Origin of the sequence: Cytobacillus sp., assembly GCF_032154635.1 — a bacterium.
Classification (GTDB): Bacteria; Bacillota; Bacilli; order Bacillales; family Cytobacillaceae; genus Cytobacillus.
Genome location: NZ_JALDXW010000002.1, coordinates 184,833 through 210,662 on the forward strand (window position 1 = coordinate 184,833; position 25,830 = coordinate 210,662).

At 38.9% G+C, this 25,830-nt stretch carries 25 protein-coding genes and 1 other annotated feature; of the genes, 1 reads left to right on the forward strand and 24 read right to left on the reverse strand.

Annotation, left to right across the window (positions count from 1 at the left end; all coding sequences use genetic code 11):
- Positions 1-274 precede the first annotated feature (274 nt).
- The 24 genes from pyrE to spoIIGA all read right to left on the reverse strand — a co-directional run bounded on the left by pyrE (position 275) and on the right by spoIIGA (position 24,172).
- The gene (pyrE, locus tag RUH74_RS02830; RefSeq protein ID WP_313798732.1) at positions 275-907 is read right to left on the reverse strand and encodes an orotate phosphoribosyltransferase; all 633 of its coding nucleotides are present in this window, start codon (positions 905-907) and stop codon (positions 275-277) included.
- Complete coding sequence (pyrF, locus tag RUH74_RS02835; RefSeq protein ID WP_313798733.1) at positions 904-1,620, reverse strand: orotidine-5'-phosphate decarboxylase; 717 nt, start codon at positions 1,618-1,620, stop codon at positions 904-906. Before pyrF ends, pyrE begins: the two co-directional genes overlap by 4 nt.
- Positions 1,613-2,530, reverse strand: a complete 918-nt coding sequence (locus tag RUH74_RS02840) for a dihydroorotate dehydrogenase (protein WP_313798734.1) — start codon at positions 2,528-2,530, stop codon at positions 1,613-1,615. Before RUH74_RS02840 ends, pyrF begins: the two co-directional genes overlap by 8 nt.
- Positions 2,527-3,306 carry a dihydroorotate dehydrogenase electron transfer subunit gene (locus tag RUH74_RS02845; RefSeq protein WP_396229799.1) on the reverse strand — a complete coding sequence of 260 codons (780 nt, stop codon included), beginning with the start codon at positions 3,304-3,306 and terminating at the stop codon, positions 2,527-2,529. Before RUH74_RS02845 ends, RUH74_RS02840 begins: the two co-directional genes overlap by 4 nt.
- The gene (gene carB / locus RUH74_RS02850; protein ID WP_313798735.1) at positions 3,303-6,515 is read right to left on the reverse strand and encodes a carbamoyl-phosphate synthase large subunit; all 3,213 of its coding nucleotides are present in this window, start codon (positions 6,513-6,515) and stop codon (positions 3,303-3,305) included. Before carB ends, RUH74_RS02845 begins: the two co-directional genes overlap by 4 nt.
- Positions 6,494-7,600, reverse strand: coding sequence for a carbamoyl phosphate synthase small subunit (locus tag RUH74_RS02855; RefSeq protein WP_313798736.1), 1,107 nt, complete (start codon positions 7,598-7,600; stop codon positions 6,494-6,496). Before RUH74_RS02855 ends, carB begins: the two co-directional genes overlap by 22 nt.
- On the reverse strand, positions 7,597-8,883 hold the full coding sequence (locus tag RUH74_RS02860; RefSeq protein ID WP_313798737.1) for a dihydroorotase: 1,287 nt from the start codon (positions 8,881-8,883) through the stop codon (positions 7,597-7,599). Before RUH74_RS02860 ends, RUH74_RS02855 begins: the two co-directional genes overlap by 4 nt.
- Positions 8,846-9,784 (reverse strand): aspartate carbamoyltransferase catalytic subunit, encoded by a 939-nt coding sequence (locus tag RUH74_RS02865; protein ID WP_313798738.1) that lies wholly within the window; start codon positions 9,782-9,784, stop codon positions 8,846-8,848. Before RUH74_RS02865 ends, RUH74_RS02860 begins: the two co-directional genes overlap by 38 nt.
- 166 nt (positions 9,785-9,950) lie before the next feature.
- Positions 9,951-11,228: a solute carrier family 23 protein gene (locus tag RUH74_RS02870; RefSeq protein WP_313798739.1), complete on the reverse strand. Its 1,278-nt coding sequence runs from the start codon at positions 11,226-11,228 to the stop codon at positions 9,951-9,953.
- A gap of 60 nt (positions 11,229-11,288) precedes the next feature.
- Positions 11,289-11,831 (reverse strand): bifunctional pyr operon transcriptional regulator/uracil phosphoribosyltransferase PyrR, encoded by a 543-nt coding sequence (pyrR, locus tag RUH74_RS02875; RefSeq protein WP_313798740.1) that lies wholly within the window; start codon positions 11,829-11,831, stop codon positions 11,289-11,291.
- Positions 11,832-12,014: 183 nt separating this feature from the next.
- Positions 12,015-12,926 (reverse strand): RluA family pseudouridine synthase, encoded by a 912-nt coding sequence (locus RUH74_RS02880; RefSeq protein WP_313798741.1) that lies wholly within the window; start codon positions 12,924-12,926, stop codon positions 12,015-12,017.
- Positions 12,898-13,392 carry a signal peptidase II gene (gene lspA / locus RUH74_RS02885; RefSeq protein WP_313798742.1) on the reverse strand — a complete coding sequence of 165 codons (495 nt, stop codon included), beginning with the start codon at positions 13,390-13,392 and terminating at the stop codon, positions 12,898-12,900. Before lspA ends, RUH74_RS02880 begins: the two co-directional genes overlap by 29 nt.
- A 79-nt stretch (positions 13,393-13,471) precedes the next feature.
- Positions 13,472-13,759, reverse strand: a complete 288-nt coding sequence (locus tag RUH74_RS02890) for a hypothetical protein (protein ID WP_313798743.1) — start codon at positions 13,757-13,759, stop codon at positions 13,472-13,474.
- A gap of 237 nt (positions 13,760-13,996) precedes the next feature.
- Entirely contained in the window at positions 13,997-16,768 is a 2,772-nt protein-coding gene (gene ileS, locus RUH74_RS02895) for an isoleucine--tRNA ligase (RefSeq protein ID WP_313798744.1), read from the reverse strand.
- 97 nt (positions 16,769-16,865) lie between these two features.
- Positions 16,866-17,125 (reverse strand) — a binding site (T-box leader).
- Positions 17,126-17,174: 49 nt separating this feature from the next.
- Positions 17,175-17,690: a DivIVA domain-containing protein gene (locus RUH74_RS02900; RefSeq protein WP_053475593.1), complete on the reverse strand. Its 516-nt coding sequence runs from the start codon at positions 17,688-17,690 to the stop codon at positions 17,175-17,177.
- A gap of 146 nt (positions 17,691-17,836) precedes the next feature.
- On the reverse strand, positions 17,837-18,610 hold the full coding sequence (locus RUH74_RS02905; RefSeq protein ID WP_313798745.1) for a YlmH family RNA-binding protein: 774 nt from the start codon (positions 18,608-18,610) through the stop codon (positions 17,837-17,839).
- Between the two features lie 64 nt (positions 18,611-18,674).
- Positions 18,675-18,938, reverse strand: a complete 264-nt coding sequence (locus tag RUH74_RS02910; protein WP_313798746.1) for a YggT family protein — start codon at positions 18,936-18,938, stop codon at positions 18,675-18,677.
- A 6-nt stretch (positions 18,939-18,944) separates the two neighbouring features.
- The gene (locus RUH74_RS02915) at positions 18,945-19,394 is read right to left on the reverse strand and encodes a cell division protein SepF (protein WP_313798747.1); all 450 of its coding nucleotides are present in this window, start codon (positions 19,392-19,394) and stop codon (positions 18,945-18,947) included.
- A gap of 18 nt (positions 19,395-19,412) precedes the next feature.
- The gene (locus RUH74_RS02920) at positions 19,413-20,087 is read right to left on the reverse strand and encodes a YggS family pyridoxal phosphate-dependent enzyme (protein ID WP_313798748.1); all 675 of its coding nucleotides are present in this window, start codon (positions 20,085-20,087) and stop codon (positions 19,413-19,415) included.
- Between the two features lie 5 nt (positions 20,088-20,092).
- Complete coding sequence (pgeF, locus tag RUH74_RS02925; protein WP_313798749.1) at positions 20,093-20,911, reverse strand: peptidoglycan editing factor PgeF; 819 nt, start codon at positions 20,909-20,911, stop codon at positions 20,093-20,095.
- Positions 20,912-21,055: 144 nt separating this feature from the next.
- A complete protein-coding gene (locus RUH74_RS02930) occupies positions 21,056-21,325 on the reverse strand; it encodes a YlmC/YmxH family sporulation protein (RefSeq protein WP_313798750.1) in 270 nt (89 codons plus the stop codon).
- A gap of 197 nt (positions 21,326-21,522) precedes the next feature.
- Entirely contained in the window at positions 21,523-22,302 is a 780-nt protein-coding gene (sigG, locus tag RUH74_RS02935; RefSeq protein WP_053475586.1) for an RNA polymerase sporulation sigma factor SigG, read from the reverse strand.
- A gap of 176 nt (positions 22,303-22,478) precedes the next feature.
- Positions 22,479-23,198, reverse strand: coding sequence for an RNA polymerase sporulation sigma factor SigE (gene sigE, locus RUH74_RS02940; protein ID WP_053475585.1), 720 nt, complete (start codon positions 23,196-23,198; stop codon positions 22,479-22,481).
- Between the two features lie 41 nt (positions 23,199-23,239).
- Positions 23,240-24,172, reverse strand: a complete 933-nt coding sequence (spoIIGA, locus tag RUH74_RS02945; RefSeq protein WP_313798751.1) for a sigma-E processing peptidase SpoIIGA — start codon at positions 24,170-24,172, stop codon at positions 23,240-23,242.
- A 297-nt stretch (positions 24,173-24,469) separates the two neighbouring features.
- On the opposite strand from spoIIGA, the gene hmpA reads away from it, so the two are divergent.
- Positions 24,470-25,699, forward strand: a complete 1,230-nt coding sequence (hmpA, locus tag RUH74_RS02950) for an NO-inducible flavohemoprotein (protein ID WP_313798752.1) — start codon at positions 24,470-24,472, stop codon at positions 25,697-25,699.
- Positions 25,700-25,830: the final 131 nt, after the last annotated feature.

Consider the following 25,830-nt stretch of genomic DNA (forward strand, 5'->3'; position numbering starts at 1 on the left):
ATGTATGTTGCAATTCTTTTCGTTCTAAAGTACATCATAATTATTCTACGATTACCTTTTAATGCTATTTTTCTTCCTTAATGGGCATCATCACCTCTCTTTGATTACCGCTTAGTTCTTTTTTCATTATAGCCCTACTGTCATTTAGACAAAAAAATAGAACTCTCTTTGTACCTAACCATACTTTGAGAGAGTTCCATTTTTCACTTAGACTGATCCATTAGGAAATTGAAATAATGATCTATTATGTTCAGTTGTCGTTTTTTGAACTACATTATTGATTCACTGTTCCCCATGCTGCTGGATTTCTTCGCCATTCAGCAAGCTTTTCCATATCTTCTTCCTGAATATAGCCTTTTTCTTTAGCAATCTGTGAAAGGGTATCAAAATCAGTCAGTGCAACAGCTGAAACATTTGCATTTTCAAGCAATTTTCTTCCCTTATCCAATTGGTAAGTAAAGATAGCGACAACCCCTAATACTTCACATCCTGCTTTGCGCAATGCCTCAACTGCTGTGATGACACTTCCGCCTGTTGAGATCAAATCCTCAACGACAACAACTTTTTGACCAGCCGTGACTTTTCCTTCAATTTGGTTTCCTTGCCCATGGCCCTTGGGCTTGGATCGAACATAGCACATCGGCAAATCCATTAAGTCGCTAACCCAGGCTGCATGAGGAATTCCAGCAGTTGCAGTTCCAGCGATAACTTCAGTTTCTGGAAACTTCGCTAATATAATTTCTTTCAATCCATTAGCAATCTCCTTCCGAACCGCAGGATAAGTAAGCGTTAACCGATTATCACAATAAATCGGTGAGCGCATGCCAGATGACCATGTAAAAGGGTCACTTGGCTGTAAGGCAACAGCTTTAATTTCTAGTAATCGTTCGGCAATTTGTTGTTTCATTGATGAACACCCTCCCATGATTGTTTGAATTCCATATATTTTTCCAAAGGGTTAACTGATTTTGTAATTGGTCGGCCGACAACGATTGCTGATGCACCTTCAGATTTAGCATATGCAGGAGTTGCTACTCGTTTTTGATCCTGAACATCATCTGATTGTAGTCGAATCCCCGGGACAACTGTTAAAAAGGAATGACCGAGTAAATGACGAATGGACTTAGCTTCGAATGTTGAGCATACAACCCCGTCAAGGCCAGATCTTTTTGTTAAAGCAGCATAATGAAGAACGGATTCCTCCAATGGGATCTGAATTAGCTGCTCTTCACGCATTTGCTCTTCTGAAGTGCTCGTTAACTGTGTCACAGCAATACAAGAAGGTCTGTTGTTCCCAGCAGCTGTACCCGCATCCAAACCTTCTAGAGCAGCTTCCATCATTTCTTTCCCGCCTGCAGCATGAACATTCACTAAATCGCAGCCAAGACGAGCCAGTCCCTTCATTGCTCCTTTGACCGTATTCGGGATGTCATGGAGCTTTAAATCAAGGAAAATATTATGCCCTTTTTCTTTTAAATCAAATAGGATACTAGGACCTTCCTGGTAATAAAGCTCCATGCCTACTTTCACAAAAAGCCTCTCGTCTCCAAATTGATTTAAAAAATGAAATACTTCCTTTTTATCAGCAAAATCAAGCGCGATAATAAGTGATTTATCCATTTTTCCAGCTCCTTCCGGTACATTCAGAAATATGGTCAAAGCCTAAGCTTCTTACTATTTCCGGTAATTCTTCAATGATTGTTGGACAGACGAATGGGTCGACAAAATTTGCAGTACCGACAGCAACCGCACTAGCCCCTGCATAATAATACTCAATTACATCTTCCGCCGATTGAACGCCGCCTATGCCAATAATCGGCAGAGATACGTGTTGACTCACCTCATAAATCATTCGTATGGCAACTGGCTTTATCGCAGGACCAGATAATCCGCCTGTTTTATTTGCTAAAATTGGTTTCCCAGTCTTCATATCAAGTCTCATACCAACGAGCGTATTAATCATCGTTAATCCATCTGCACCGCCATCTTCTACAGCCTTTGCCATTTCGACTATATTTGTCACATTAGGCGAAAGCTTGACATAAACAGGAACTTGGGACACTTCCTTGACTTTTTTTGTTAAACTTTTAGCCACCTCAGGGATCGTTCCAAAAGCGATGCCACCTGTTTTGACATTCGGACAGGAAATATTTAATTCCAAGGCATGAACATTCGGTGCTTTAGAAATTTCTTGCGCGACTGTAATATAATCTTCCTCTTGTGAACCCGCAACATTGGCAATAATCGGAACATCGAATTGATCAAGCCATGGCAGTTCTTCATTCATTACTTTTACAAGCCCAGGATTTTGCAGCCCAATTGCATTTAACATTCCTGCCGAAGTTTCAGAAACTCGAGGAGTCGGATTCCCAAAACGAGGTTCATACGTAGTTGCTTTTATCATAATCGCCCCAAGTAAGCTAAGATCAAAAAGCTGGCTGAATTCACGGCCAAAACCAAAGCAGCCTGAAGCAGGCATAATTGGATTCTTTAATTCTAGTCCGGGCAAGCTTATTTGTAATGAGTTCATAGAAGCACCTCCCCAGCTTTAAAAACGGGTCCGTCACTGCAAACCTTTTTATATGTGTGTCCTGTAGGATCATCACCAGTGTGGCAAACACATGCAAAGCAAGCACCGATCCCACAGCCCATCCGTTCTTCTAATGAAAGGTAAACTTTCTTATCCTGATAATTATGCTCAAGTGCTTTTAGCATTGGTGTTGGACCGCATGAATAAAGCACATCAAACGTAAGCTTCCGATCTTCAATGATGTTGGTGACAAAGCCCTTCGTGCCATAACTGCCATCAACTGTAGCAACGTATGTGTCGCCTAGCTTTGTAAAATCCTCTTCATAAAAAACAACTTTTTCTGATTGGAATCCAAGAACGTGGATGACTTTAACCCCACGTTTGACAAGCTGCTTAGATAGCTCATATAAGGGAGGAACCCCAATACCCCCACCAACGAGCAACGCTACCTCTCCAGCCGACACCGCCTCAATTGGGAAACCCTTCCCTAGAGGACCAAGCACATCAACAACTTCCCCTGGCTTTTTCTCAGAAAGTAATGAAGTTCCCCTGCCTTCTGCACGATAAATCATTGTAAATTGGTTTTCCTTCTTATTAATATCAGAAATACTTATCGGCCGTCTTAGAAGTGGTTCAGCATGGTTAGATACCTTCAAATGAACAAATTGTCCAGGCTCATCCATTTCGCGGACAAGCTCACCTTGAAGGGTGAGCCTGAATATATGTTCCGCTATTTCTGCTTGAGAAACGATTTGGCATAATTCTTTTTTGATCACGCGAAGACCGCCTCCTGGATTTCAGCTGGCTTTTCCATTGCATCTGCTGAAAAGTTCATTGATTCAATTACCTTTAAAATCGCATCTGCTGTGTCTAGCGAAGTTAAACATGGAACGCCATTTTCAACAGCTTCACGACGAATGCGGAAGCCGTCTCGTTCCGGCTGTTTTCCTTTTGTTAACGTATTAATGACAATTTGCGCCTTGCCATTTCGGATGACATCAAGTAAATTTGGACCCTCTGATCCAATCTTATCAACTACTTCAACGGCAATCCCTGCAGCCTGCAAAAGCTGTGCTGTTCCGCTCGTAGCCAGCAAACGATAACCAATTGATGCAAAGCGTTTAGCAAGATCAAGTGATTCTTCCTTATCCTTATCAGCAACAGTCATTAGAACCGAACCAAATGAATGAATCTTCATACCAGAGGCAACTAATCCTTTATATAAAGCTTTTTCAAGCGTTGAATCTTTTCCCATTACCTCCCCGGTTGATTTCATTTCTGGTCCGAGTGTAATATCTACTCTTCTTAATTTTGCAAAAGAGAAGACCGGTACTTTTACATATACTCCTGTTTTTTCTGGCACAAGACCTGTTTGATATCCTTGTTCCCTTAGCGATTGTCCTAGTATCACTTTTGTTGCGATATTTGCCATCGGCACATTAGTAATTTTGCTTAAGAAAGGCACGGTTCGGCTTGATCTTGGATTCACTTCAATTACAAACACTTCTTCATTTGCGACAATGTACTGGATGTTCAGTAAGCCTATGATCCCAAGTCCCTTAGCAAGCTTTTTTGTATAATCCACTAGCTTACCTTTTACCTCAGGGGAGATACTCTGTGGCGGATACACGGCAATCGAGTCACCAGAGTGGACGCCTGCCCGCTCAATATGTTCCATAATTCCAGGGATTACGACTGTTTCACCATCTGAGATTGCATCCACTTCAATTTCCTTCCCTGTTAAATAACGGTCAATTAATACAGGATGCTCTGGATTAATCTTTACCGCATTTTTCATGTAATGAAGAAGCTCTTCCTCTTTATAAACAATTTCCATCGCACGTCCGCCAAGAACATAGGATGGGCGGACAAGTACAGGGTAGCCAATGCCATTCGCAATTTTGACAGCCTCTTCAACAGATAAAGCTGTTTTTCCCTTTGGCTGGGGAATATGAAGTTCAGATAAGGCTTGTTCAAACTTATCTCGATCCTCTGAACGATCAAGATTCTCAAGTGAAGTCCCTAGAATTTTCACGCCTCTTTCTACTAGACTAGCAGCGAGATTAATCGCTGTTTGCCCGCCAAACTGAACAACAACTCCTTCAGGTTTTTCTAAGTCAATAATATGCATGACGTCTTCAATCGTCAGCGGCTCGAAGTAGAGCTTATCGGAAATACTGAAGTCTGTTGAAACTGTTTCAGGGTTGTTATTAATAATAATAGCTTCATAACCCGCTTCTTTAATCGCCCAAACCGAATGTACAGTTGCATAATCAAATTCAACCCCTTGCCCGATGCGGATCGGTCCTGAACCGAGAACAACAACACTCTTTCGGTCTGTCACCACCGATTCATTTTCTTCCTCATATGTGCCATAGTAATACGGTGTTTCCGATTCAAATTCGGCCGCACAAGTATCAACCATTTTATAAACAGGCACGATGCCATTATCAGCTCTCCATTTATAAACCTCTAATTCAGTCGTATCCCAGGCTTTAGCGATGGTACAATCAGCAAAGCCCATCTCCTTCGCTTTTCTTGCATGTTCCTTTTCAAATCGATTGGCTGAGAGTTCCTTTTCAAAGGAAATAATTTTCTTCATTTTGTGCAGGAAAAATAGGTCAATTTGGCTCCATTCGTGAATGGTCTCGATTGTAACCCCTCTTCTTAGTGCTTCACCGATATAGAATAGTCGTTCATCCCCAGCCTTACGGATTCTTTTTTCTATCAGTTCATCACTAATCTCATTTGCCTCATTTAGTGTTAAATGAAACACATTTGCTTCTAGAGAACGCACAGCTTTTAACAATGATTCCTCAAATGTGCGTCCGATTGCCATTACCTCGCCTGTTGCCTTCATTTGTGTTCCAAGTGAACGATTGGCTGATTCAAATTTATCGAACGGCCAGCGGGGAATTTTCGTGACAATATAATCTAGTGCTGGCTCGAAGCTTGCATATGTTTTACCAGTAACGGGGTTCATCATTTCATCCAACGTTAAGCCGACTGCAATTTTTGCTGCAAGCTTTGCTATTGGGTAGCCAGTTGCTTTCGATGCTAACGCAGATGAACGGCTTACCCTTGGGTTAACTTCAATAATATAATAATTGAAGCTAAACGGATCGAGTGCCAGCTGAACATTACAGCCTCCTTCGATTCCTAACGCACGGATAATTTTCAATGAAACATTTCTTAATAATTGATATTCACGGTCACTTTGTGTCTGGCTTGGAGCAACGACAATCGAATCCCCTGTATGGACGCCAACTGGATCAATGTTTTCCATGTTGCAAACAACAATGGCATGATCGCCTGAATCTCTCATAACCTCGTATTCAATTTCTTTGTATCCGGCAATGCTCTTCTCTAATAAACATTGTGTCACTGGGCTATTTTTCAAACCGCTTGTAACAATTTCAATAAGTTCTTCCCTATTATGGCAGATGCCTCCGCCTGTTCCTCCAAGGGTGAATGCTGGACGAACAATGACAGGAAAGCCAATCTTGTTCACAAATTCATATGCCTCTTCCAGCGTATGGATAATGTCACTTTCAGGCACTGGCTCGCCGAGCTCATTCATAAGATTTCTGAAAAGGTCTCGATCTTCAGCCTTTTCAATTGCCGAAAGCTTTGTTCCTAAAATTTCTACCCCACATTCATCTAGGACACCTGATTTAGCGAGTTCTACTGCAAGGTTAAGCCCAGTTTGTCCTCCAAGTGTTGGGACAAGTGCATCTGGACGTTCTTTGCGAATGATTCGGCTCACAAATTCCAATGTAAGCGGCTCAATATAGACAGCATCCGCAATTTCTGTATCAGTCATGATCGTTGCTGGATTAGAATTGACAAGGATGACTCGGTATCCTTCTTCTTTAAGAGCGATACATGCCTGCGTTCCAGCATAATCAAATTCTGCTGCCTGACCGATGACGATGGGACCTGATCCAATAACTAATATGCTTTTTATATCTGTACGCTTTGGCATTTGTTCGCACCTTCCTGTTTCTCAAATTCAATCATAGTTAAAAACTGTTCAAATAAGCCGTTGGCATCCTCAGGGCCTGGAGAAGCCTCTGGATGATATTGGACAGTAAATGCTGGATAATCTTTATGTTTTAATCCTTCAACTGTTCCATCATTTAAAGCAATATGCGTAACTTTTAATCTTGTATTGATGATTGATTGTTCTTCAACTGTGTATCCATGATTTTGAGAAGTAATAGCTACCTTGCCTGTTGATAATTCCTTTACCGGATGGTTTGACCCGCGATGACCAAATTTCATTTTCTTTGTATTAGCACCGCAAGCAAGTGCAAACAGCTGATGTCCAAGACAGATGCCAAACAAAGGAACCTTGCCCAATAATCCATTAATCATTGTTATTGCTTCTGGCACATCTTTTGGATCTCCTGGTCCATTTGAGAGCATTACTCCATCTGGACTTAAGTTAAGAATTTCCTCAGCTGTTGTGTTGAAAGGCACTACAATCACGTCACAGTCACGTTTATTCAATTCTCGTAATATCCCATGCTTCATGCCAAAATCGACAAGAACAACCCTTCGTCCGCGCCCCGGACTTGGATAAGGTGTTTTAGTGGAGACCTGCTTCACTTGGTCTATTCGAAGCTTAGTCGCTCGTAATTTCTCTAATACGGATGCCACATCCTCATCTATTCCGCAAATTGCCCCCTTTAAGGTTCCATGCTGACGGATAATTCTCGTTAATTTTCTCGTATCCACTCCAGCAATCCCCGGGATATTTTTCATTTGAAAATATTCATTTAGTGTTTTTTCATTTCTCCAGTTGGAAGGAAAGTCTGCAGCTTCCTTGACAATAAAGCCTTGAATGGCTGGATAAATCGATTCAAAATCATCTCGATTTATTCCGTAATTGCCAACAAGAGGATACGTAAGGGTCACAATTTGACCGCAATAGGAGGGATCTGAAATAATTTCCTGATAGCCCGTCATCCCTGTATTGAAAACAACTTCCCCCATTGTATTTTCATCACTGCCAAAACCCTCTCCGATAAAAACAGTGCCATCTTCTAAAATTAGCTGTTTCTTCATGCTGTTACACTCTCCTTGCTCCATGCAATTTTTCCATTTACAATGGTTAGCACTGGCCAGCCTTTACATTCCCAGCCAGCAAATGGGGTATTCTTTCCTTTTGATAAAAATTGCTCTGGACTAATTTTTTCTGAGTGGTTCAAGTCTAATAAAACGATATCTGCTGCTGCCCCAATTTCAAGCTTTCCTGATGCGAGATTAAAACTTTTCGCAGGCTTAACTGTAAGAAAGTCGATTAGCTGTTTTAATGAAAATATTCCCTTTTCAACAAAATGTGTATAGAGAAGCGGGAAAGCTGTTTCTAAGCCAACGATTCCAAATGGTGCAAGCTGCATTCCTTCTGCTTTCTCCTCTGCAGTATGCGGTGCATGATCTGTTGCGATAAAATCAATTGTTCCATCAAGAATTCCTTCAATTAAAGCTGCTCTATCAGCTGCTCCTCTAAGAGGAGGATTCATTTTATAATTTGCATCAAGACCTGGGATATCTTCTTCACATAAAAGCAGATGATGTGGTGTTACTTCAGCCGTTACCTTAATTCCTGCACGCTTTGCATCTCTTACCACTCTTACTGATTCCTTTGTGCTAATATGGCAGACATGGTAATGGCAGTTAGCTGCTTCTGCTAAAAGTACATCCCTTGCAATATGAACCGATTCACAAACAGATGGAATGCCGTTTAATCCGTTCTTTTCTGAAAAATCCCCTTCATGAACAGCCCCTTTATTAATCAGCGTATTCTCTTCACAATGGGCAACAATCGCCATATCAAGTTGAGCTGCCTTCTTCATCGCGTGCAGCATCATCGCAGCTGATTGTACGCCTACACCGTCATCAGTGAATGCGAATGCTCCCGCTTCTTTCAAACTTTGAAAATCGGTTAATTCCTCGCCAAGCTCACGGATGGTGATTGATGCATAAGGAAGCACTTTTACTGAAGCCGTTTCTTCAATGCGTTTATTCAGCCAATCTAATTGTTCCTTCGTATCGGGAACTGGTCTAGTATTCGGCATAGCAGCAACGGTTGTAAATCCTCCCTTTGCAGCGGCTGCTGTTCCTGTTGCAATCGTCTCTTTCTTTTCACCGCCAGGCTCTCGCAAATGGATGTGAAGATCAAGAAATCCTGGAGCAACTAACAATCCCTCCGCATCAATGATTTCTTCCGCATCTCTAGCCAGTCCTTCACCAATTTCAATGATTTTTCCAGACTCTATATAAATATTTGCCGTTTTTAATTCCCCTTCATTAGTTAGCAACTGACCATTTTTGATTAACGTGTTCATTCTGACCGCTCCCTTCCATTTGTTCGATAGACCTCTTTAATACTGCCATTCTAATGTACACACCATTTTTCATTTGTTTAAAGATTCTCGAACGTTCACATTCTACTAAGCTATCCGCAATTTCCACGTTGCGATTTACTGGAGCGGGATGCATGATAATGCTTCCTTGCTTCATTCTTTTTTCTCTTTCTACTGTCAATCCAAAGGCTTGATGATAATCATCAGCCGCTTTTGTATCCTTCTCCCCATGGCGCTCATGCTGAATTCTCAGCAGCATAACAACATCAGATGTTTCTACTGCCGAATCAATATCTTCATATGAACCATTTTCTAGGAGATCTTCATCAAACCACTCTTCTGGTCCAGAAAAAACAACCTTGGCACCTAATCGAACCAGTGTATCTGCATTCGACCTTGCCACACGGCTATGTCTGATATCTCCTACAATGGCAACCTTAAGCCCCTCAAAGCTGCCAAACTCCTGCTTAATGGTTAATAAATCAAGCAGTGATTGTGTCGGGTGATGGCCACAGCCATCCCCAGCATTAATGATCGAAACATTTGATTTTCCGACAAGCTCATCAAAATACCGATCTTGATTATGGCGAATGACAACCGTATTTACTCCAATTGCCTCAAGTGTTTTTACTGTGTCATATAATGTTTCGCCTTTTGAAACACTTGATGTGCTTACCTCAAAAGGGATAATATTTAAGCCAAGTCTTCTCTCAGCGACTTCGAAGCTGCATTTTGTTCTTGTACTGTTTTCGAAAAATAAATTTGCTATAAATTGATTCTTCTTAGGTAGCCAGTCTCCGCCATCCAAAAAATATTGCGCGTCTGCGAGGATTCGAGAAATATCATTAATCGCTAAATCTGATGTCTGAAGTAAGTGTTTCAAGCTTATCCCTCCTATTTTTTCCCAATAAAAAACACCCTGATCATTTTCAGGGTGCAGATACTTCGAAGCATAGTTATGACTAAAGAGACATGCATGTTCTTCTTTTGCCATATCTTATACTCAACACCCTTATAAGCCTCTCTGGACTTGTTTAAAAGGTAACTTATTAAATTATTTCATCCTCATCTTGGACAAGTTCTCTTCCTGGTAAAACAAGGTTTAGGATGACCCCAACAATTGCAGCGAGTGCCATTCCTTCTATCGCAAAGGCTTCAGAAAATCTTAAAGCCGCTCCTCCGATTCCAATAACTAGTATAACTGAGGAGATCACCAAATTTCTGTTTTTGCCAAAATCAATCTTATTTTCAACAAGCATTCGCAAGCCGCTTGAGGCGATGATCCCAAACAATAAAATCGAAATGCCCCCAAGCACTGCCGTTGGAATCGTTTGGATCAATGCCATTGCTTTTCCGAAAAAAGCGAACAAAATCGCAAGAACTGCCGCACCAAAGATAACATATACGGAGTATACACGCGTAATTGCGAGGACGCCAATGTTTTCACCATATGTTGTTTTCGGTGGTCCACCGAGAAAAGCACTAACAAATGTCCCTAACCCATCTGCAAAAATCGAACGATGTAAGCCTGGATCTTTAATATAGTTACGATTTACTACTTTACCGAGTACTAATTGGTGACCAATGTGCTCAGAAATGGTGACAAGAACGATTGGAACCATTGCTAGCAAAACAGTAGAGGTAATGTTAAATTCATAATGGACTCCAGGAAATAAGAAATCAGGCATCGCAAACCATTTTGCTTCTTTTACTGGAGTATAATCGATAATTCCAATAATTGCTGAATATATATAACCTATAATCAATCCAAGTAATATCGGCATCGCACTTAAAATATTTTTAAAATACACTGTGAAGATGATTGCTGCAAATAATGTAACTAGTGCAGCTGTAAAGTGAATAAAACTATATTTATCGTTGACATTCATTGCCATATTCACTGCAGTTCCTGATAACCCTAACCCGATAACCATGATGACTGGACCAACTACAATCGGAGGTAAGAGCCGCATCAGCCATTTATAGCCAGCCTTCCAAATAACAAGAGCGACAAGCGAGTAAGTGATACCGACTGCCATTGCTCCAATCATTGCGTTTCCTGGGCTCTCTCCATAATTTGTTGCGATTAAAATGGGAGTGATAAAGGCAAATGATGAGCCTAAGTAAGCAGGAACTTTAAATTGTGTAATGAATAAAAAGATAATCGTAGCAATCCCACTCGTTAAAAGCGCAATTGCTGGGCTTAAACCGACTAATTGCGGGACCAATATCGTTGAGCCGAACATTGCAAACATATGCTGAAAGCTTAACGTGATTAGCTGTGTCTTGCTCGGAAAGTCATTGATGTCTAAAACTGGCTTATTCATATTTCATTCTCCTCGATTCCTTTTTAGCCTCACTGAGCTATTATTTAAAGGGTTTGCCAACTAGTTTTCAAAAATACTTACATGCTCATGTTCGTCGACCTCGCTAAGTTCAACAACAATTTTTTCTGAGCTAGAAGTAGGAATATTTTTACCGACATAGTCAGCTCTGATTGGCAATTCTCTATGCCCTCGATCAACTAAAACAGCAAGCTGCACTGATGAGGGTCTGCCAATATCAACTAGAGCATCGAGTGCTGCTCTTACGGTTCTACCTGTATAGAGAACATCATCTACTAATATCACTTTTTGATTGGTAATATCAACGGGAATCTCTGATCCCTTTACTAAAGGCTCATTATTTTCAGTCACCTTCGATAAATCATCTCGGTATAGGGTGATGTCAAGTTCTCCTACTGATATGCTTGCCCCTTCTATCTGCTGAATCCGTTCAGCTAAACGCCTTGCTAAATAAATTCCTCTTGTTCGAATGCCAACAAGGACGCAGCCTTCAATTCCTTTATTTTTTTCGATAATTTCGTGAGCAATCCTTGTCAAAGCTCTGCGGATTGCCTGCTCATCAAGAACAATTGCTTTTTGCGACATTATTATAACCCCGCCTTTTCCTTTTATATAAAAAACCCTCTCACCGATTCGGCGAGAGGGTAACGAGTACATAGAATTAGGGTAACACCCTAACACTTTTCCGTTTCCTTCTCAGCCTCACGGGACTGTATTAAAGGACCTATTATTTAACTAGGTTTAGTTTATTGCAATCATTGATACTTGTCAACGATTATTTTTCAGCTTGTCAACAAGCTGCTGAAAACCAGGAGGAAGCGGAGCTTCGAACTCCATGTATTCACCTGATCTCGGATGAACAAACCCTAAAATACCTGCATGCAAGGCTTGACCGCCAATATCTAATGTCTTTCTTGGACCGTACTTCGGATCTCCTGCCAGCGGATATCCAATATATTTCATATGAACGCGAATTTGGTGCGTTCTTCCTGTTTCTAATTGACATTCTACAAATGTGAAATCTGTAAACCGATCAAGTACATGAAAATGGGTGACTGCCTTCTTGCCATTATCAGTTACAGCCATACTTTGTCTATCCTTTTGATCACGGGCGATTGGCGCATCAATTGTACCATAATCATGGGGGATCACCCCATGGACAATCGCACGATATTTCCTCGTCACTGTTTTCTCAACTAATTGATTCACGAGACTTTCGTGAGCTAGATCATTCTTAGCTACCATTAATAAACCTGATGTATCCTTATCGATGCGGTGAACAATCCCTGGTCTCATAACCCCATTAATTCCTGAAAGGTCCTTACAATGAGCCATTAAGCCATTCACTAATGTACCAGTTAAGTGGCCAGGTGCAGGATGGACGACCATTCCTTTCGGCTTATTTACTACTAATACATCCGAATCCTCATAGTATATATCTAGATCCATGTTCTCCGGTACAACATCTAATTCTTCAGGAACTGGAATCGAGATCTCAATTCGATCATTTAACGAACATTTATAGTTTGTTTTAATTTGTTGTTTATTTACAAGGACATGCCCTTCTTTAATCCATTGCTGAACTTGTGTTCGTGACCATTCTTTGTTTAATCCTGAAAGAATTTTATCAATTCTCTCTCCTGCTTGCTCTTCAAGAATGGTGTGTTCCATTTTCTCCATGTGTTTTCTCCTTTTTTAAAGCTCTCTCTTCTAATAGCATTTGGATCATTAGCATCGCCACGCCAATAACTAGTGCGGAGTCCGCAATATTAAAGACAGGGAAGTCATAACCAAATATATAGGTATTGACAAAATCAACGACTTCGTTTCGGAAAACACGATCAATAAAATTCCCGATCGCTCCCCCTAGCATAAATCCTAACGATACTCCAAATAACATTTTTCCTTTAGCTGCTTTTTGAATGTAGTAAATAATTCCAATGATAACGATAACAGTGATTACATAAAAAAACCACATTTGTCCTTCAAGAATTCCCCAAGCAGCTCCTCGATTTCTGTGGGATGTAATATAAAGAAAGTCTTCAATCACTTTTATACTATCCCCAAGCTCCATGTTTTTGACAATTAAATACTTCGTTAATTGGTCAAGTGCAATAATAAATAAGGCAATTATGTAATAAAACACAAAGGCAACCCCCATATCTCTTATCTTTACCTTTGCATTTTAGCACACTCTGCATAAAAACGACAGTAAGCGCTTATTCTTATTCATACAAAGATTTTCGATAATAATGTTCCAACTGATTACAATCATCGAGTGTTTTTAAAGTCGGAACCTCCGCCAGAATATCGTCTGGAAGTAATTCACCAGAAATTTCACATTTTCCGAAAACCCCTTTTTCAATCCTTTCAAGGGCGCTTTCCACATCATATAATTCGTCCAAAATAAAAGGTCTAATCAGTTTTGAACTGCGATCATCCATTAATTTTTCCAATAGTTCCTGCCTTGTATTACGGAGTTCGGAATAGAGCTTCTCAACTTTTGCATCCATGTCTGTTCCTCCGTTCATATATTTTACCTTAGTATTTCTTGAGAGTCTTTTTTAGACACGGGCAAAGTTTTAACAACGGGAACAACAATTAACGGAGATGGAATTATTTATAGGAAAAGCGCAAGCAACTTGGTCAAGCCGTACAAGAAGCTTGCGCTAGACCATGTCTAACTCCAAAGTTATATTTTCTGAACGTATAAAAAAAGAGTCCCTGCGAAAAACAGGGACTCTTTTTGATTATACAAGATGGCTATAGTGATTTTGTACGACTTCGGCACAACGAGGACATAGGGTTTTGAATTCTTCAACCTTGCCTACTTCAGGTGTAACAATCCAGCAGCGTTCACATGTTTCACCCTCCGCCTTTGTAACAACAATTGCAGTATTTTCGAATTTAACTGCATTTTCCGGTGCATTTTCTAATTTTCCAGCTAGCTCAAATGCTGAGACGATAAATAACTGCTCTAAATTCTCGTCAATTGAATCAAGCAATTCCCTTACTTGTTCATTTACATACAGCGTAATTTTTGCAGTCAGTGACTTACCGATTACTTTATCATTACGTGCTTCCTCTAGCGCCTTTAAGACGTCATCGCGAAGCTTCATGAATGAAGTCCATTTTTCCTCTAGAGCTTTTGCCTTCGGTAGCTCTTCATGTTCAGGCATATCCGTTAATTGAACACTTTCTTCTTTTACTGAAGGGATGAAGCTCCATACCTCATCAGCTGTATGAGAAAGAATAGGAGCAACTAATTTCGTTAATGCAAGCAAGCTCTCATAAAGAACTGTTTGGATTGCCCGGCGATCCTTATGATCAGCGCCCTCAATATACAAAATATCTTTCGCAAAATCGAGGTAGAATGCACTCAAATCAAGTGTACAGAAATTGTTAATTGCATGATAAATGCCAGCAAACTCATAATTTTCATAGGCATTACGAACTGTTTTAATCAATTTATTCAGCTTAACAAGCATAAACTGATCCACTTCTCGTAAGTTTTCATATGCCACTTTATTAACAGCTGGATCAAAATCATCTAAATTTCCTAGTAAGAAACGGAACGTGTTGCGGATTTTCCGGTACACTTCGGCAACTTGCTTTAAAATTGGATCAGATACACGAACATCGGCTTGATAATCAACAGAAGCAACCCAAAGTCTTAAAATATCTGCACCAAGCTGGTTCATAACTTTTGCAGGAACTACGACGTTTCCAATCGATTTACTCATTTTTCTTCCTTCGCCATCAAGAGCAAATCCATGGCTTAACACGCCTTTATATGGAGCCTTTCCAGTAACAGCAACAGCTGTTGAAAGGGAAGAATTAAACCAGCCCCGATATTGGTCAGATCCTTCAAGATATAAATCAGCAGGCCGCTGTAGATCATCACGCTCTAAAAGCACAGCTTGGTGGGATGACCCAGAATCAAACCATACATCCATAATATCTGTTTCTTTTGTAAACTTGCCATTCGGGCTACCAGCATGTGTGAAGCCTTCTGGAAGCAGGTCTTTCGCCTCGCGTTTAAACCAAATATTTGAACCGTGTTCACGGAAGAGATTGGAAACGTGATTGATTGTTTCATCTGTGATAATTGGATCTCCATTTTCCGCATAGAAAACTGGAATTGGTACGCCCCAAGCACGCTGACGAGAGATACACCAATCGCCACGGTCACGAACCATATTAAATAATCTCGTTTCTCCCCAAGCAGGAACCCATTTTGTTTCTTTTACCGCGTCCATAAGATCAGTGCGGAAATCTTTAATGGAAGCAAACCATTGAGCTGTCGCACGGAAGATAACCGGCTTCTTCGTTCTCCAGTCATGCGGGTATGAGTGAGTAATGAATGCAAGTTTTAATAAGGCTCCTGCAGCCTCAAGCTTTTCAGTAATAGGCTTATTTGCTTCATCATAAAATAAGCCTTCAAAGCCAGTTGCTTCTTTCGTCATAACTCCGCGATCATCTACTGGGCACAGTACATCTAGACCATATTTTTGTCCAACATAGAAGTCGTCTTCCCCGTGTCCTGGTGCAGTGTGAACACAGCCAGTTCCTGCATCAGTAGTCACATGTTCACCTAACATAACAAGTGAAGCTCGATCGTAAAGCGGATGTTTCGCAAGAATATGTTCCAATTCAGCGCCTTTTACTGTTTTAACAACTTGCGGATTTTCCCATTCCACCTCTTTTGTTACTGCAGCTAATAAATCTTCAGCAACAAGATACTGGCTTCCTTTTTCCTCAACGACAACATAAGTAAGTTCTGGGTGAACAGAAATTCCTAAGTTGGCTGGAATCGTCCATGGTGTTGTCGTCCAAATGACAATTTGTGTATCTGCTTCAAGAACGTTCTTTCCATCTGCTACCTTAAATCCAACATAGATAGAAGGAGAACGTTTATCTTTATATTCAATTTCTGCCTCGGCTAATGCAGATTCAGATGATGGAGACCAGTAGACAGGCTTTAATCCTTTATAGATATATCCTTTCTTTGCCATTTCTCCAAAAACTTTAATTTGCTGTGCTTCATATTCAGGCTTTAAAGTGATATATGGATTCTCCCAATCTCCTCTTACACCTAAACGTTTAAATTGCGTACGTTGGCTGTCAATTTGTCCATAAGCATATTCTTCACAAAGCTTTCGGAACTCAGCAACTGTCATCTCTTTGCGTTTAACACCCTTATTTGTTAAGGCTTGCTCGATCGGCAGACCGTGTGTATCCCATCCTGGGACATAAGGTGCATTGTAGCCTGTCATTGATTTATGGCGAACAATGATATCCTTAAGAATCTTGTTTAATGCATGCCCCATATGGATATCACCATTTGCATAAGGCGGTCCATCATGTAGAACAAACATCGGACGGCCTTTCGTACGATCCTGTACTTTCTTGTAAATGTCCATCTCTTCCCATTTAGCTTGAATTTCCGGCTCGCGCTTCGGTAAATTCCCTCTCATTGGAAATTCCGTTTTTGGCATTAGTAATGTGTCTTTGTAATCCATGTCAATTCCTCCAATTTTGCTCATTAAGTCCATGATTTCCACTTCTTAGCACAAATAAAACTTGCTGTTAAGAAAATAAAAAAACCCTCTCATCCCAAAAAGGGACGAGAAGGTTTATCTCCCGCGGTACCACCCTTGTAGATAGAAAATTATTCACTTCCTATCCGCTCAAGCATTCTTAACGCGAATGAATCGCCTTTGCTTAATAATTCATTTGAATGTTCAGCAAGGAACTCAAGGGTGATTTTCCAATATTTTGCTTCAACCGGGCTTTCACCATCCCCGGATCGCTAACAGGCAAATGTATGCACTGATTAAAGCGTTCAAATATTGTACTGTCCCTCTCACAGTTCATATTTCCTAATTTACTTTGTTTTAAAAATTATATGCATATATTTGAATTTCGTCAAGCCAATGAATCTTCTTCTTGTGCAGACTTTAATTCAGTTGCATCAAGTTCATATTCAAGAAGATGATCCCAATCATCATTATTCAGTAGATCTAATTGAGCTTCAATTAGCATTTTAAATCGGGTCCTAAATACCTTTGATTGCTTTTTCAACTCTTCAATTTCAAGTGCAATCTTTCTAGCTTTAGATAAAGATTCATTTACAATCCGATCGGCATTTTTCTCAGCTTCTTTAATGATGAGTTTTGCTTCTTTTTGCGCATTTCTTCTTACTTCTTCAGCTGCTTCCTGAGCGACGACGATCGATTTATTTAATGTTTCCTCAATCGTTGTGAAATGGCCGATACGTTCGTTAAGATCATTAAGCCTTTCTTCCAATTCCTTTTTCTCCCGAATGACAATTTCATAGTCTTTTATCACTTGGTCAAGAAATTCGTTCACTTCGTCTTCATCATAGCCTCGGAATCCCTTACTAAACTCCTTATTATGAATATCCAACGGTGTTAATGGCATCTTGGCCACCTCCAAAATCCTTCAAGTATGTATAGAGCAATAATTCGACATCATGCACCATATTCCTGCAAATTGAAAAATAATTTTAATAGGAAATTACAAGCACAAGCCATATTTTAATGTATTTATATTTGCTGGCTATTCAATTATTTTGCTTTCCCGGCTGTTATTTTCCATTTATCTTTTTTCGTTTTTCCTTCAATGGAGATGATTTTTGAGCGTCCATATCCTCTGACAGATATCATATCATATTCTTTGCACTCAAATGCAGGGTTTTCAATTAAGGTCCAATTTAATTTTACCAAACCTTGCTGGATAAATCCTTGTGATTTTTGCCTTGATATATTATAGATGGCAGAAATGACAGTATCTAATCTCAGTGAAGAAGCTGTAACAGAAATTTCATGCCAATTCTCTTCTGGCTGAAGGGCATTTTCGAGTGGCTGGGCACGTAAGCTAACAGATGTTTTCCCAACAGAGTCGAATTGTGTACAAATATAGTCTTCTACATCTTTTGAAACAAAAAACTGAATTCTCCCATCATGGACAAGAATATCACCAAATTTCCCTCTTTTTAAGCCTAAAGACATTAGGCTGCCAAGCACTTGCGGATGTTCAAGTGAAATAAATTTTATTGGGTACTCTACTTCAAATAAACAAATCTGAAAATCATCTGCTTCCACTTGAAAATAATCCGGATAAATGATAGCACGCCTTCGCTCTGAAGAGTGAGTACCGCCAAATAATGCAAATTTTACTTCCGTTTGACTGCCAATGATTGATCTAACAATTTCCTGCTCCCTCGGATCAAGAAAATCAGTTAACTTTGGAGCATAGGACGCATCGACTGTATCCTTCCAGTTAAAAACTTGATCAATAAACTCCTTCTCTTCCGGTCGGAAATGCTGGTAAATCGTCATTCATTCATAAACCCCTTTATTTGACCATTTTAAAAAGGGCCGAAAAAGGCCCCTCTTTCGTTGTTTAACTTATCCAGGAAAATAATTGCGCTAACCCGGTTATTGCAAATTTAAGAACTAAAATGGCAACGATTGGAGAAATGTCGATCATGCCAAGTGGCGGAATAATTTTTCTAAACGGTTCTAAATAAGGCTCACAGATCCTTGCTAAAAATTGCCCAATTGCAGATTCTCTTGCCCCTGGAAACCATGATAATAGAATGTAAATAATTAGGGCCCATGAATAATAATTGATAATCGTTGCGATAATGTTGAATAATAGTCCCATTTAGTGCTACCACCTCGTATTTTCAAAATCTTGCTCTTGCATCATTTGTGAAATATTTCCTGAAATCTCAATGTTATCAGGTGTACAAAGGAAAATATCTGTACCGATTTTTTGAATATCTCCGCCAATTGCATAGACGGTTCCGCTTAGGAAGTCAACAATTCTTTTTGCTTGATCTTTTTCAATTCTTTGTAAATTAACAACAACAGCTCTTCTATTCTTCAAATGGTCAGCAATATCCTGTGCTTCCGCATAAACGCGTGGTTCAACGAGGACCATTTTGGATGACTTTTGCACACTTTGAAGGCTAACAATATTATTTTTTTGTGCTGCTGGCTGAGCTTTTGGCGATTGTTTAACTGGTTCCAATTCTTCTTCGACCATTTCCTCTTCCTTATAGTCATATTCATCATCATCTAAGAAGAAAAATGTTTTAAATTTAGTTTTGATACTCATTTTTGATCAACCTCCTACTCATTCTTCGCCTACTAAAGCGGTGCCTATTCTTATCATTGTTGCCCCTTCTTCAATAGCGATCATATAGTCATTGGACATGCCCATTGAAAGCTCTGTGCAAGGCGCATAATTAAGTTCTAAGTTTTTGATTTTTCTCTGCAACTCATTTAGTTTTCGGAAACAGGAACGCAGCACCTGTTCATTCTCTGTAAATGGTGCCATTGTCATCAGGCCACACACTCGGATCTTATCATACTTGCTTAAGCTTAATACAAATTCACTCACTTCATGAGGAGGTAGCCCTTGCTTAGACTCTTCTCCTGAAACATTCACTTGAATCAAGCAATTCGTTACTTTTTCGGCTCTTTTATTTATTTCTTCCGCAAGTGACATTCGATCCAATGAGTGGATGTAATCAACCTTATTGATGATATTTTTTACTTTTCTCGATTGTAAGGTTCCTATATAATGCCATGTTGGCTTGTCCTTTAATACACCCCATTTAGTCAGGAGACCTTCATCCCGGTTCTCTCCTAAATGGATAATCCCCGCCTCAACCGCTTCCTTTGCCCGTTCAATAGTTACATATTTAGTAACAGCAATAATCGTTACATCATTTGGTTGTCTGTTAGACCTTCTACAAGCCATCTCGATGTTTTCTTGAATCTTCTGCAGATTTTCTTCTACCTTCAAACCTGTTAACCCTCCTTCCAGCCGATAAAACTCATCATTCTTCCCGTATTCCCCTTGTCTCTTCGATGGGAGAAAAAATGTTCCTCATGACAGCTGGTACAAAAGTCTGAAACTTGAATGTTTTCTTCTAATACACCTGCGTGTTTAAGGATCGCTTTATTTACTTCCTTTAAATCTAACTCATATTGGTTTTCTTGTATTTGGTTAAATAGACGATTTTCAACTTCCCCTAACCTGCTCTTTACTAAATTAATCACAGGTTCGTCTACAATATAACAATTCCGGCATATTGAAGGACCGATAATCACATGAAGTTCTTTTCCCTCAATGCCTTTTGCTTTGTATAGATTCACCATTTCTTCTGCTATCCCACTTACAGTTCCCTTCCATCCTGCATGTGCCAATCCAATTGCCCCTGTATCTTCATGTAAAAAGAATAAAGGGACACAATCTGCAAAGCATAATGTTAACAAAATGTTTTTATCAAAGGTTAAAAAGGCGTCCGTGTCCTTGAAGGATTCTACATAACGAAGTGCACCTTTTCCAGCATCTTTCTTAATAACCGTTTCTATATTTACGTTATGGGTTTGTTCTGCTCCAACCCAGTGTTCTACTGGGTAATGAAGTGCGTCTGCCACACAGTGGCGATTTTTTTCAACACTAGATATTGAATCATTTACATGTAAGCCTAGATTCAAAGTAGAAAAATAGTCTTCACTAAAACCGCCATTTTTTGACGTGAATCCAGCAACTAAATTAGGGTATTTATCCATCCATTCCTTTATTAAAAAAAATCGAATATCATTCAAGACAAATGGTTCCATATATATCCCTCTGCTTCAAATTTCCATCACAGCGGATCTTCCGTAGACATTCAAATTTTTAGTGTGAATCGGAAACTTTTCGCTGTTCATATTTTCTTTAGTTTACCATAACAATCATTGACTTCACAGTTTTAAAAGACATATTTATGCATCTTCTTCTGCATTATTCAACATATTACTATCTTTATATCTCACTAATATAACGTCTTCACCAATTTTTAATATATTTTTCCATGGAATAACAATATCATCGTCACGTCCAAAAAAACCTAATACCTTCCCTGCCCCCCCAATAATCACAGCATCTATTTTTCCTGTCTGAATATTTATATCAATATCCCCAATATTTCCTAATTTTCTTCCGTTTGATACATTAACAACATCTTTTAATTGGAATTCAGAGATTTTAATCATTTCTCGCGCCCCCAGTAATTCATTCTATATAAAATATATGATTACATATGAAAAATTATTGTTATAACATGAGCCACAGCCTAATTAAATTTGTCAATGTCGGTCGCCATGCTTCTCTGCGCCTGTTATTCTTATTGTTCAGTTCACCAACCGACAATTTTCTTTTTACATTGAAAAAAGCCGCCTACTAGGCAGCTTTAGCTTTGGATATTTTTATTCATTTGTTTAATTGCCGCTTTTTCAAGTCTAGACACTTGTGCTTGTGATATACCGATCTCTTCAGCTACCTCCATTTGCGTTTTACCCTGGAAGAATCGTTTTCTAAGAATCATTTTTTCTCGATCATTCAGCCTCCTCATCCCTTCTTTGAGAGCAATCTCCTCAATCCACTGAATATCTTTATTTTTTTCATCACTTAATTGATCCATCACATAGATCGGGTCACCGCCATCATTATAAATTGGCTCAAATAAGGAGACTGGATCTTGAATTGCATCTAACGCAAAGACAATTTCCTCATGTGGTACATCAAGCTCTTTCGCAATTTCAGCAGCTGTCGGCTCCTTGGATGTTTTACTCATTAATCGTTCTCTCACCTGTAATGCCTTATAAGCAATATCCCTTAAAGAGCGAGAGACCCGAATGGGATTATTATCCCGCAAATATCTTCTAATTTCTCCGATAATCATCGGAACAGCGTAGGTGGAAAACTTCACGTTTTGACCTAAATCAAAATTATCAATAGATTTCATTAGGCCGATACAGCCGACCTGGAATAGGTCATCAACAAATTCGCCTCTATTGTTAAAACGCTGAATGACACTTAGTACGAGACGTAAATTACCATTGACGAGTTTTTCCCGTGCGGATATATCCCCCTTATGCATTTGCTTGAAGAGCTCTCTCATTTCTTCGTTTTTCAATACTGGAAGCTTCGAAGTATCAACACCGCAAATTTCTACTTTATTTCGAGTCAATCCTTTTCCCTCCTCACAGGAGCTGCTGTACAAAAAACAGTATTTCCTTGGGAAGGAAAAATATGCACATACTTCGAGTCACCATTCATGTATAAAATGAAAAAACTTCTTAAAATAGGCTGTATTTCAGTCGTTTTCAATAAAAAAAATATTTTTAGTTTCAATTAATAAAATAACTACACCATTTTATTAAATTCCTTCTTCAATCTTTTAATAATTCTTTTTTCCAATCGGGAAATATAAGACTGAGAAATACCAAGCATATCTGCGACATCCTTCTGAGTTTTCTCTTCCCCAGTTCCAAGACCAAAGCGAAGTTCCATGATTTGCTTTTCCCGATCAGATAGCTGATGTAATGCTTTAGAAAGCAGCTTCTTATCGACATTTGCTTCCAAATCCTTCGTGATAATATCTTCATCTGTTCCTAGTACGTCTGATAACAATAGCTCATTTCCATCCCAATCAATATTTAATGGCTCATCAAATGAAACTTCAGAACGAATTTTGTTATTTCTTCTTAAATACATAAGGATTTCATTTTCAATACATCTTGAGGCATATGTAGCTAGCTTTATTTTCTTCTCAGGGTTAAATGTATTGACTGCCTTAATCAATCCAATTGTCCCGATACTAATTAAATCTTCTATATTGATTCCTGTATTTTCAAATTTTCTAGCAATATAGACAACTAAGCGCAAATTTCTTTCAATAAGAATAGATCTTGCAGCCTTATCTCCATTAGGGAGCTTTTCTAATAATACTTCCTCTTCTTCTTTGCTTAAAGGAGGAGGCAGCGCTTCACTTCCGCCGATGTAAAATACTTCATCCGTTTTCAGACCGAGTTTCATTAAAATTTTATACCAATAGTATGAGATGCGAAGCTTTAACCTTTTCATGGAATGTCCTCCTCTGTATAGAAAATTATAGAATATACCCATTAAGCATGTTTAATATTAGCTATTTTAGTGCTTGTTAACATTTTTGGGTGTACGATACACTGAAATGCATCATCTGGTGAAAGCTGTTGTACGGAAAATGAAATCAAACCCCTTTCCACATGATAGAGCTCCCCTTCTTTTCCGATAAGAATTTTATCCGGCTTAATGGCTATGATCAATTGATGCTCTTGTCCAAGTACACTGTACGGGATAATACGCATTCTATTTTCCCAATCTTGTGCGACTGCTTCGGTTCCAAGAATGAACTTTTCAGGGTTTTGTGCCATTTCAACTAGATAGTTAGGAAAATCAGCTACTCTTTCTCTAATTGAAATAAACATTACAGGCATTTTTGAAATCGGATCATATAGCTGATTTCCACTATCAATTAATCCCTTAAATTGATATGATACATCATTTATCTGAATGATCACTTTGACTATTGAATCATATTGAATTTTTGTTATTTCAATGGCTTCCATATTTCGTTTAGAAAAATGCCAGGCTATCGGAAAACCTAAGAGAACAAATAACCAGCTAATTGGGTCACCAAAGCCCTTTATACTTGCCATTAAAACAGTATTTGAAAGATTAAAATCAAATTTAACAAAATAATGGACACCTATTAATGAGCCGCCAATTAAAAAAGTTACTAAATAAAATGTCAGTAAACCTCTTAGAAAAAAACGAAATCTTTTAAATCCAAAAGATGTCAGTACCATAACAATTGAAAACAACAATTTCGTTATCGGATGACCAGCATAGGAATGTAATGGAGTGATTGATAATAGAATAATGATTGAACCGATCAATCCCCCCGCAAAAATTCTCCAGAGCCGGGCATCCCTTTTTAAAATAATGGCTGTTAAATAAAGGAGGAGGCTATCAAATAAAAAATTCAAAGCCCATATAATATCTAAATAAACCTCCAATCTTCTTCCTCCCTTTATCTATTTTGACTAATTGGAATATACAAGAATGGAATTATCTTCTATCTTTAACCCTACTAATCTGTTAAAAAAAGTATAACGTACTCGCTAGATGGAGTGTGTCACTTTCTGTAATGAAAACGATAGAAATTTTCACTATTCTCTTCGGATTTTGTCATTATTTATCTATTTCATTCGTTAAAAATAATTCCTTTTCTAAAATGTGTGATGTAAATCACGGTGGTCACCTATTGAATTCACTATAATTACAAGGAAAATAGTGAAAAGGAGTTTTACAACATGTTAGAACAAAACACAATTGATATTATTAAGAGCACTGTGCCCGTTTTAGAACAACATGGGGAGGCAATCACAAAAACCTTCTATGAATTAATGTTCAATAATCACCCAGAATTATTAAATATTTTTAATCACGCAAATCAAAAACAAGGTCGGCAGCAAAAGGCTCTTGCCAGCACAGTTTATGCAGCTGCAAAGTATATTGATCAGCTTGAAGCCATTCTCCCAGCAGTCACTCAAATTGCCCATAAGCATCGTTCTTTAGGAATCAAGCCAGAGCATTATCCAATCGTTGGTGAGCATTTGTTATTAGCAATCAAAGAGGTGCTTCAAGATGGGGCAACAGAAGAAATTATTGATGCATGGGCAAAGGCATATGGAGTCATCGCAGATGCGTTTATTCACGTAGAGAAAGCTATGTACGAGGCCACTGAAAATCAGCCAGGCGGATGGAAGGATTTCAAAAATTTTAAAATTGAAAAAATTATCCAAGAGAGTGATTGCATAAAATCATTCTATTTTAAACCGGCAGATGGCAGTGAAGTTACTAATTTTTTGCCAGGACAATATATTAGCCTAAAGCTTACAAACATTCCTGGACAGCAGTTTACACATATTCGTCAATATAGCTTATCCACCTCTCCAAATAATGAGTTTTACCGTATCTCAGTTAAGCGCGAGGATGAAATGAAGGGTAAACCAGCTGGAATCGTCTCAAATTACTTGCATAATGAGATTCAGGTAGGTGATTTTATTGAAATCAGTGCACCTGCAGGCGATTTTGTATTTGAGGAAAACAATGACAAATCCATCCTTTTACTTAGCGGCGGTGTAGGTATTACACCTATGCTTAGCATGCTAAATCATTTAGCTGATACGAATAAGCGAACAGTATTCGTCCATGCGGCAATAAACGGAAATGTTCATGCATTTTACGATGAAGTGAAAGAAATTGACCTTAAAAATGAAAGTATAACAAGCTATATTTGTTATGAAAAGCCTACTTCCATTGACAAAGAAGAAAAAAGATTTGATAAGGAAGGATTTATTACAGCTAACTGGCTGAAATCCATTATAAGTGATAAAGATTCAATTGTGTATATGTGCGGACCGGTTGTCTTTATGCAAGCCATGTTCGAAGCTTTAATAGAAGCAGGAATTAAAAGAGAAAATATTCGCTATGAGTTCTTTGGTCCAGCTATGAAATTGAAAGAACCTGAACATTCATAAGAAAAGCGTTAGCGCATTGGTCATCACTGTACAATCGCAGAAGGAACAGTTTTTTTGATAAAAAAACAGTGAGAACAAACCGTTTTGACTTATCGTAGGAAGTACATCTGAAGTTTGATAAGTGATAGCAC

Bases quoted from the DNA above. Each gene is read 5' to 3' on its own strand.
- RUH74_RS02915 (WP_313798747.1), bottom strand. From the start codon at position 19,394: ATGAGTATCAAAACTAAATTTAAAACATTTTTCTTCTTAGATGATGAT.
- RUH74_RS02890 (WP_313798743.1), bottom strand. From the start codon at position 13,759: ATGGATGCAAAAGTTGAGAAGCTCTATTCCGAACTCCGTAATACAAGG.
- RUH74_RS02900 (WP_053475593.1), bottom strand. From the start codon at position 17,690: ATGCCATTAACACCGTTGGATATTCATAATAAGGAGTTTAGTAAGGGA.
- ileS (WP_313798744.1), bottom strand. From the start codon at position 16,768: ATGGATTACAAAGACACATTACTAATGCCAAAAACGGAATTTCCAATG.
- RUH74_RS02870 (WP_313798739.1), bottom strand. From the start codon at position 11,228: ATGAATAAGCCAGTTTTAGACATCAATGACTTTCCGAGCAAGACACAG.
- pyrF (WP_313798733.1), bottom strand. From the start codon at position 1,620: ATGGATAAATCACTTATTATCGCGCTTGATTTTGCTGATAAAAAGGAA.
- sigE (WP_053475585.1), bottom strand. From the start codon at position 23,198: ATGAAAAGGTTAAAGCTTCGCATCTCATACTATTGGTATAAAATTTTA.
- hmpA (WP_313798752.1), top strand. From the start codon at position 24,470: ATGTTAGAACAAAACACAATTGATATTATTAAGAGCACTGTGCCCGTT.
- RUH74_RS02840 (WP_313798734.1), bottom strand. From the start codon at position 2,530: ATGAACTCATTACAAATAAGCTTGCCCGGACTAGAATTAAAGAATCCA.
- pgeF (WP_313798749.1), bottom strand. From the start codon at position 20,911: ATGGAACCATTTGTCTTGAATGATATTCGATTTTTTTTAATAAAGGAA.
- carB (WP_313798735.1), bottom strand. From the start codon at position 6,515: ATGCCAAAGCGTACAGATATAAAAAGCATATTAGTTATTGGATCAGGT.
- RUH74_RS02880 (WP_313798741.1), bottom strand. From the start codon at position 12,926: ATGGAGAAAATGGAACACACCATTCTTGAAGAGCAAGCAGGAGAGAGA.
- pyrE (WP_313798732.1), bottom strand. From the start codon at position 907: ATGAAACAACAAATTGCCGAACGATTACTAGAAATTAAAGCTGTTGCC.
- RUH74_RS02905 (WP_313798745.1), bottom strand. From the start codon at position 18,610: ATGACGATTTACCAGCATTTCCGACCGGAAGAGAAGGAGTTTATTGAT.
- RUH74_RS02910 (WP_313798746.1), bottom strand. From the start codon at position 18,938: ATGGGACTATTATTCAACATTATCGCAACGATTATCAATTATTATTCA.
- RUH74_RS02930 (WP_313798750.1), bottom strand. From the start codon at position 21,325: ATGATTAAAATCTCTGAATTCCAATTAAAAGATGTTGTTAATGTATCA.
- pyrR (WP_313798740.1), bottom strand. From the start codon at position 11,831: ATGTCGCAAAAAGCAATTGTTCTTGATGAGCAGGCAATCCGCAGAGCT.
- RUH74_RS02855 (WP_313798736.1), bottom strand. From the start codon at position 7,600: ATGAAGAAACAGCTAATTTTAGAAGATGGCACTGTTTTTATCGGAGAG.
- RUH74_RS02860 (WP_313798737.1), bottom strand. From the start codon at position 8,883: ATGAACACGTTAATCAAAAATGGTCAGTTGCTAACTAATGAAGGGGAA.